This is a genomic window from Thiopseudomonas acetoxidans (assembly GCF_030362935.1).
In the GTDB taxonomy this organism is placed as follows: domain Bacteria; phylum Pseudomonadota; class Gammaproteobacteria; order Pseudomonadales; family Pseudomonadaceae; genus Thiopseudomonas; species Thiopseudomonas acetoxidans.
Genome location: NZ_JAUCDY010000008.1, coordinates 107,984 through 114,562 on the forward strand (window position 1 = coordinate 107,984; position 6,579 = coordinate 114,562).

The 6,579-nt window shown below is 48.5% G+C and carries 6 protein-coding genes; 5 read left to right on the top strand and 1 reads right to left on the bottom strand.

Annotated elements, in window-relative coordinates; genetic code table 11:
* Positions 1-11: 11 nt before the first annotated feature.
* From hflX to QEZ41_RS08170, 5 genes are all read left to right on the top strand, one after another.
* Positions 12-1,313, top strand: coding sequence for a ribosome rescue GTPase HflX (hflX, locus tag QEZ41_RS08150; protein WP_289410923.1), 1,302 nt, complete (start codon positions 12-14; stop codon positions 1,311-1,313).
* Positions 1,314-1,443: 130 nt separating this feature from the next.
* On the top strand, positions 1,444-2,601 hold the full coding sequence (hflK, locus tag QEZ41_RS08155; protein WP_289410925.1) for an FtsH protease activity modulator HflK: 1,158 nt from the start codon (positions 1,444-1,446) through the stop codon (positions 2,599-2,601).
* Entirely contained in the window at positions 2,602-3,471 is an 870-nt protein-coding gene (gene hflC / locus QEZ41_RS08160) for a protease modulator HflC (protein ID WP_289410926.1), read from the top strand.
* A 202-nt stretch (positions 3,472-3,673) separates the two neighbouring features.
* Complete coding sequence (locus tag QEZ41_RS08165; RefSeq protein WP_289410928.1) at positions 3,674-4,867, top strand: ATP phosphoribosyltransferase regulatory subunit; 1,194 nt, start codon at positions 3,674-3,676, stop codon at positions 4,865-4,867.
* 47 nt (positions 4,868-4,914) lie between these two features.
* Positions 4,915-6,213, top strand: coding sequence for an adenylosuccinate synthase (locus QEZ41_RS08170; protein WP_289410929.1), 1,299 nt, complete (start codon positions 4,915-4,917; stop codon positions 6,211-6,213).
* 264 nt (positions 6,214-6,477) lie between these two features.
* On the opposite strand, the gene QEZ41_RS08175 is transcribed toward QEZ41_RS08170, so the two are convergent.
* The coding region (locus QEZ41_RS08175; protein ID WP_289410933.1) for a transposase at positions 6,478-6,579 on the bottom strand (102 nt) is incomplete at its 5' end.

A 6,579-nucleotide genomic window follows, 5' to 3' on the forward strand; every position in this document is an offset into this window, starting at 1 on the left:
CAGGTGCGTCATTGAGCGATGTTCAGTTAAAGGGAGCTGATCGTACTGTTTTGGTGCACCTAGATAGTTTTAACTTAACAGAGCGCGAAGAACCGGAAGAGTTTAAAGAGCTTGCATTCTCGGCTGGCGCTGAGATTGTAAGCTTTGTTTCGATTGGCAGAACTCAACCCACAGCACGCTATCTTATTGGTTCGGGTAAGGCGCAAGAGCTGCGTGAACTTGTTGCTGAACAGCAAGCCGATTTAGTTATTTTTAATCTGAGCTTAACGCCCAGTCAGGAGCGCAATTTAGAGCGCACTTTAGATTGTCGTGTGGTTGATCGGGTTGGTTTAATTTTGGATATTTTTGCTCAGCGAGCGCAAACCTATGAGGGTAAGCTGCAAGTTGAGCTGGCGCAGTTAGAGCATATCAGTACGCGACTGGTGCGCAGTCGTACGGATTTGAGCCGTCAGCAGGGTGGTATTGGTCTGCGAGGTCCGGGCGAAACTCAGCTGGAAACAGATCGCCGTTTGCTGCGCGTTCGCATGCGACAAATCAAAGCGCGTCTTGAAAAAGTACGCAACCAACGTGAGTTGGCGCGGCGCAGTAGAAAACGTGCGGAAATCCCAGCGGTATCTTTGGTGGGTTACACCAACGCCGGTAAATCCACGCTGTTTAATGCGATGACTTCAGCCACTGTCTATGCAGCGGATAAGTTATTTGCCACGCTGGATCCGACGGTACGCAAAATACAGGTGCCTGATATTGGCCCCATTACCTTGGTGGATACCGTTGGTTTCATTCGTCATTTGCCGCATAAGCTGGTTGAAGCTTTTCGTGCCACGCTTGAGGAGTCAGCTAGCGCAGACTTATTGTTGCACCTAGTGGATGCGCAAGCGGTTGAGCGTGATGAGCAAATAAAGCAGGTCAATCAGGTCCTCAAAGAAATAGGTGCAGAACAAGTCCCTGTGCTTGAGGTCTACAACAAAGTTGATTTGCTAGAGTCAGTAAAGCCGCACATACAGCGCAATGAGCAGGGTAAACCGCACAGGGTGTGGTTGTCCGCGCAAACAGGGCAGGGCATTGAGTTACTGCTACAGGCAGTAAGTGAGTTGCTGGCTGAGGATCTGTTTGTTGCGCAGGTGCAGTTGCCGCATGACTTAGCGCGACTGAGGGCACGTTTTTTTGCTTTAAGTGCTGTGCAGCAAGAAAGTCATACCGAACAGGGTGAAAGTTGTTTAAGTGTGCGCATTCCTTTGATTGATCTTAAGCGCGCCTTAAGTGATGAAGGCGTAGATTACGAAGAATTTGTACAGCGTTATGTGCAGCAGTAAAGCCAGTTTGTTTAATGGAGTGCACTGCCCCCATGACGTAAACAACGAGTTGCTTTACAATGATAGAAATTTCTAACTTGCATGGCTGCTCTTGGGTAGCTTTTTAATTTTGTTTTAGATGGAGAACGCTATGGCTTGGAATGAGCCGGGTGGAAACTCGAATAATCAGGACCCTTGGGGTGGTGGCAACAAAAAAGGCGGTGGTCGTCAAGGGCCGCCAGACCTCGATGAAGCGTTGCGCAAGCTACAAGATAAGCTTAATTCAATTTTTGGCGGTAAAAAGAAACCTGGCGGTCAAGGCTCTGGTGGCGGTGTTGCAATCGTACTGATTGCACTGGTGGTATTGGTTGGCTTTTGGCTATCCACTGCTGTCTATAAGGTGGATGAGCAAGAGCGTGCGGTGATTTTACGTTTGGGTAAATACCATGAAACGGTTGGCCCAGGCTTGAATATTTATTTCCCGCCGATTGAGCAAAAATTCCAGCACAACGTGACCCGTGAGCGTGCATATACGCGTCAAGGTCCGATGTTGACGGAAGATGAAAACATCATCGAAGTACCGCTGACCGTACAGTATAAAATTAGCAACCTAGAAGACTTTGTATTGAACGTAGATGGCCCAGAAATAAGCCTGCAGCAAGCCACTGAAAGTGCCTTGCGTCACGTAGTGGGTTCAACATCAATGGATCAGGTGCTGACTGAAGGGCGTGAGGTTTTAGCCGTTGATGTGCGTGAGCGTTTGCAGCGTTTCATTGATATGTACCGTACCGGTATCGTGGTGACGGGGGTTAACGTACAGAACGCACAGGCACCTAAAGAAGTTCAGGAAGCCTTTGATGACGTGATTCGAGCGCGTGAAGATGAGCAGCGCGAGAAAAACGACGCTGAAACCTATGCCAACGGTGTCGTGCCAGAAGCGCGCGGTTTAGCGCAGCGAATCCTTGAAGAAGCTAATGGTTATCGTGAAGAAGTAATAGCTCGTGCTGAGGGTGAGTCTGAGCGTTTTACCAAGCTCGTGACTGAGTACCACAAAGCTCCTGAAGTAACGCGCAAGCGTTTGTATTTGGACACCATGGAAGAGATGTATAGTCGTTCTAGTAAGGTGTTATTAACCGGTGATAAAGGACAAAATAGTTTGCTGTATCTACCTTTAGATAAGATGTTACAGCAAGGTCAGTCTGCTCCTGCAGCGCGTATCAGCAATGAGCCCGTTGACTCGTCGACACTCAATACTCCGGCGAGTAATGATGCTATATCGCGTAGTTTACGTTCACGGGGGAGTCGTTAAATGAGCAATAAATCGATATTTGCCCTGATCGCTGTTGCGGTTCTGGGTTTAGTGGCATGGAATAGTTTTTATATTGTGTTGCAAACAGAACGTGCAGTGTTACTGCAGTTCGGTAAGGTTGCGCAAGCTGATGTACCGCCGGGTTTGCATGTGAAAATCCCTTACGTTAACCAAGTGCGCAAGTTTGATGGCCGCTTGTTAACCTTGGATGCACCGACTCAACGCTTTTTGACGCTAGAGAAAAAAGCAGTGATGGTGGATGCGTTTGCTAAATGGCGTATTGCCAATGCGAACCAGTACTACACAGCAACTTCAGGCATTAAGCAGGTAGCCGATGAGCGTTTGGCACGTCGTCTGGAAGCGGGTTTGCGTGACCAATTTGGTAAGCGCACCCTGCATGAGGTGGTCAGTGGTCAACGTGATGAGTTGATGGCTAGTATCACCAAAAGCCTAAATGCGTTGGCGCAAAAAGAACTAGGTATTGAAGTGATTGATGTGCGGGTCAAGTCCATTGATTTACCCCGTGAAGTTAACCGTAGTGTGTTTGAACGGATGATTTCTGAGCGTGCGCGTGAAGCCCGTGAGCACCGTGCTAAGGGTAAAGAGTTGGCCGAAGGTATTCGCGCTGATGCTGATCGTCAACGTCGCGTGTTGCTGGCTGAAGCCTATCGTGAAGCGGAAGAAATTCGCGGTGAGGGAGATGCTAAATCAACCGCGATTTATGCAAAAGCTTTTGGTTTGGACAAAGAGTTCTACAGCTTCTATCGTAGCTTACAAGCCTACCGTGAGAGCTTCTCCAGTAAAGAAGATGTGCTGGTACTAACGCCAGATAACGAGTTTTTCCGTTATATGGAGAGTATGAAGCCTTAACCGACTCTCGAAGGGATAAAGTCTGCAAAGAAGAATATTTTTTTGCTATACTCCCGACGAATGACTCGCTTCAATAAGCATAGCTAGATGGTGACAATAAACACCATCTAGCATTAGCCGGGAAATTCCCGGCTTTTTTGCGCGTGTGAGTAGTTGAATTTTTAAACCCAAGTTGTTAGTGATAAAAAAGAGGATCTAATACATGGCAACATTAGAAAGATGGTTGCTACCTGATGGTATTGAAGAGGTGTTGCCGCAAGAGGCAGCGCTGATTGAAGTCGCACGCCGTCAGGTATTGGATCTCTTTGCAGCTTGGGGTTATGAATATGTGGTAACACCACATATCGAGTTTTTAGATTCTTTGTTGACTGGCGTAGGGCAAGAACTGGCTTTGCGTACCTTTAGTGTGACGGACCCATTAAGTGGTCAGTTGATGGGTTTTCGTGCTGATATTACGCCGCAGGTGGCGCGTTTAGATGCTCATAGTTTGCGCCGTGAAGGTCCAAGCCGTCTTTGTTATGCCGGCAGCGTGGTCCACACGCGGGCGCGCGACTCATCCAATTCACGCAGTCCTATTCAAATAGGTGCTGAACTCTACGGTGATGCGAGTGCGGCCGCGGATATAGAGATTATCAGCTTGATGCTGGAAACTCTGCAGCACGCTGGCGTTGAACAAGTGCACTTGGATTTAGGTCATGTCGGCATTTACCGCGCTTTAGCCAAAGCTGCTGGTGTTTCGTCTGAGCTGGAAGAGTTGCTGTTTGATGCTTTACAGCGCAAGGCCGTTAGTGAGGTGCGTGAGCTTACTGCTGGCCTGGACGTGCAGTTAGCCGGCATGCTCAATGCATTAAGCAGTCTGTGCGGTAACTATACCGAGGTTGTAAAGCGTGCCTATGAGCTGCTGGACCAAGCACCGGGCGAGGTGACTGAAGCCTTGGCAGACTTGGAAAAAGTTACCAGTGCAATCAAGCAGCGTTATCCAGACTTGTTTATTTATTTAGATTTAAGTGAGTTGCGCGGTTATAACTACCACACGGGAGTTGTCTTCGCTGCTTTTGTACCTAGCGTAGGCCAAGCGATTGCACAAGGCGGGCGCTATGATGATATTGGCGCTGTGTTTGGTCGCTCACGTCCTGCAACCGGTTTTTCCACGGATCTCAAAACCGTGGTTAGCTTGGGGCGCAAAATAGAAGTCGTCAATAAGGGTGCAATTTGGGCACCGCTTAGATCCGATGCGCAGCTGTGGCAGCTAATGCAGCAGCTACGTAGCGAAGGCGAGCGCGTGATTCAAGCCTTGCCCGGTCAAGAGTTACCAGATGCACAGCAAGCCGCTGGTTGTGACCGACAGATAGAATGGCAAAACAACAGCTGGTGCGTTAACAAAATTTCTTTTTAATTCCGTCTCGACGGCTTACTTATTTGCACGTATGAGGGCAAATACCTATGGGTAAAAACGTAGTCATTCTCGGCACTCAATGGGGTGATGAGGGTAAAGGCAAAATTGTTGATTTGTTGACCGATCAAGCCGATGCGGTGGTGCGCTTTCAGGGCGGCCATAACGCAGGTCACACTCTAGTGATTGACGGTGAGAAAACTGTTTTACACCTGATCCCTTCAGGCATTTTGCGTGAAAACGTCGAATGTATGATTGGTAATGGCGTGGTCGTTGCTCCTGATGCTTTGATGCGAGAAATTATCAAGCTGGAAGAAAAAGGTATTCCGGTACGTGAGCGTTTACGCATTAGCCCAGCCTGTACGCTGATTCTGCCTTATCACGTGGCGCTGGATCAGGCGCGTGAAGCGTCTCGTGTCGAGGGTAAGATTGGCACAACGGGTCGTGGTATTGGCCCAGCTTACGAAGATAAAGTAGCGCGTCGTGGTTTGCGAATTGGCGACTTATTTAATCCAGAGCGCTTTGCTATTAAGCTCAAAGAAGTGATGGAATTACATAACTTTACTCTAGAGCATTTCTATAAAGTTGCGCCAGTAAGCTATGAGGAAACTTTAGCCGATGCGCTGGGTTATGCCGAAACGCTTAAGCCGTTAATGTTAGATGTAACGGCGCGCCTGCATGAACTGCGCAAGCAGAATGCACGCATTATGTTTGAAGGCGCGCAGGGTGCGCTGCTGGATATCGACCACGGTACTTATCCGTATGTGACCAGCTCCAACACCACGGCGGGCGGTACAGCAACGGGTTCAGGTTTTGGTCCTCTATATCTGGACTATATCTTGGGTATTACCAAGGCCTACACCACACGTGTGGGTTCGGGTCCTTTCCCTACTGAGCTGTTTGATGAAACGGGTCAGTATTTGGCTGAAAAAGGCCATGAGTTTGGCTCTACTACAGGTCGTGCGCGTCGCTGTGGTTGGTTTGATGCGGTTATTTTGCGTCGCACCGCCGAAGTGAACAGTATTTCCGGTATTTGTTTAACCAAGCTGGATGTGTTGGATGGCTTAGAAACCGTTAAGATTTGTGTGGCTTACAAGAACGCTCAAGGCGAAGTGCTCACTGATGCACCCAGCGATGCCGACAGCTATGACGGCTTAACGCCTGTGTACGAAGAAATGCCGGGTTGGTTAGACTCTACTCTGGGCTTGACTAGTATGGATGAGTTGCCAGCGAATGCGCGGGCTTATGTGGAGCGTTTGCAGGAGTTAGTCGGTACGCCTATTGATATCGTATCAACAGGTCCGGACCGCAACGAAACCATCGTTCTGCGTCACCCATATGCTGACTAAGCAACATAAAGTCATTGCATTGCGTATAAAGATGCAGAAACAAAGCGAGTAAAGTTTTGTTTTGACACAATAAAAACCACAGCAAATTAACCCCTGCTGTGGTTTTTTTCATTTATAGGTAGTTGATGAACGTTATTTTGATTTTGCATGCGTTATTGGTATTGGTGTTTACCGTTCGCATCCTTCTGCGCGATGACCAAAATGCGCGACAAGCCCCGTACTTTTAGTGCGGGGAAGGATAGCGCTGGAAGGCTGTAGCCTTCCTTAATGGGGTCGGGTTTGCTGCTCTATGTATTGGCGTATCACTGAAATAGGCGCACCACCAACACTACCGGCGTAGTAACTGGGACTCCATAGCGCGTTCTT

Excerpts from the sequence above, each read along its gene's own strand:
- QEZ41_RS08165 (WP_289410928.1), top strand. The coding sequence starts at position 3,674 with ATGGCAACATTAGAAAGATGGTTGCTACCTGATGGTATTGAAGAGGTG.
- hflK (WP_289410925.1), top strand. The coding sequence starts at position 1,444 with ATGGCTTGGAATGAGCCGGGTGGAAACTCGAATAATCAGGACCCTTGG.
- QEZ41_RS08170 (WP_289410929.1), top strand. The coding sequence starts at position 4,915 with ATGGGTAAAAACGTAGTCATTCTCGGCACTCAATGGGGTGATGAGGGT.
- hflC (WP_289410926.1), top strand. The coding sequence starts at position 2,602 with ATGAGCAATAAATCGATATTTGCCCTGATCGCTGTTGCGGTTCTGGGT.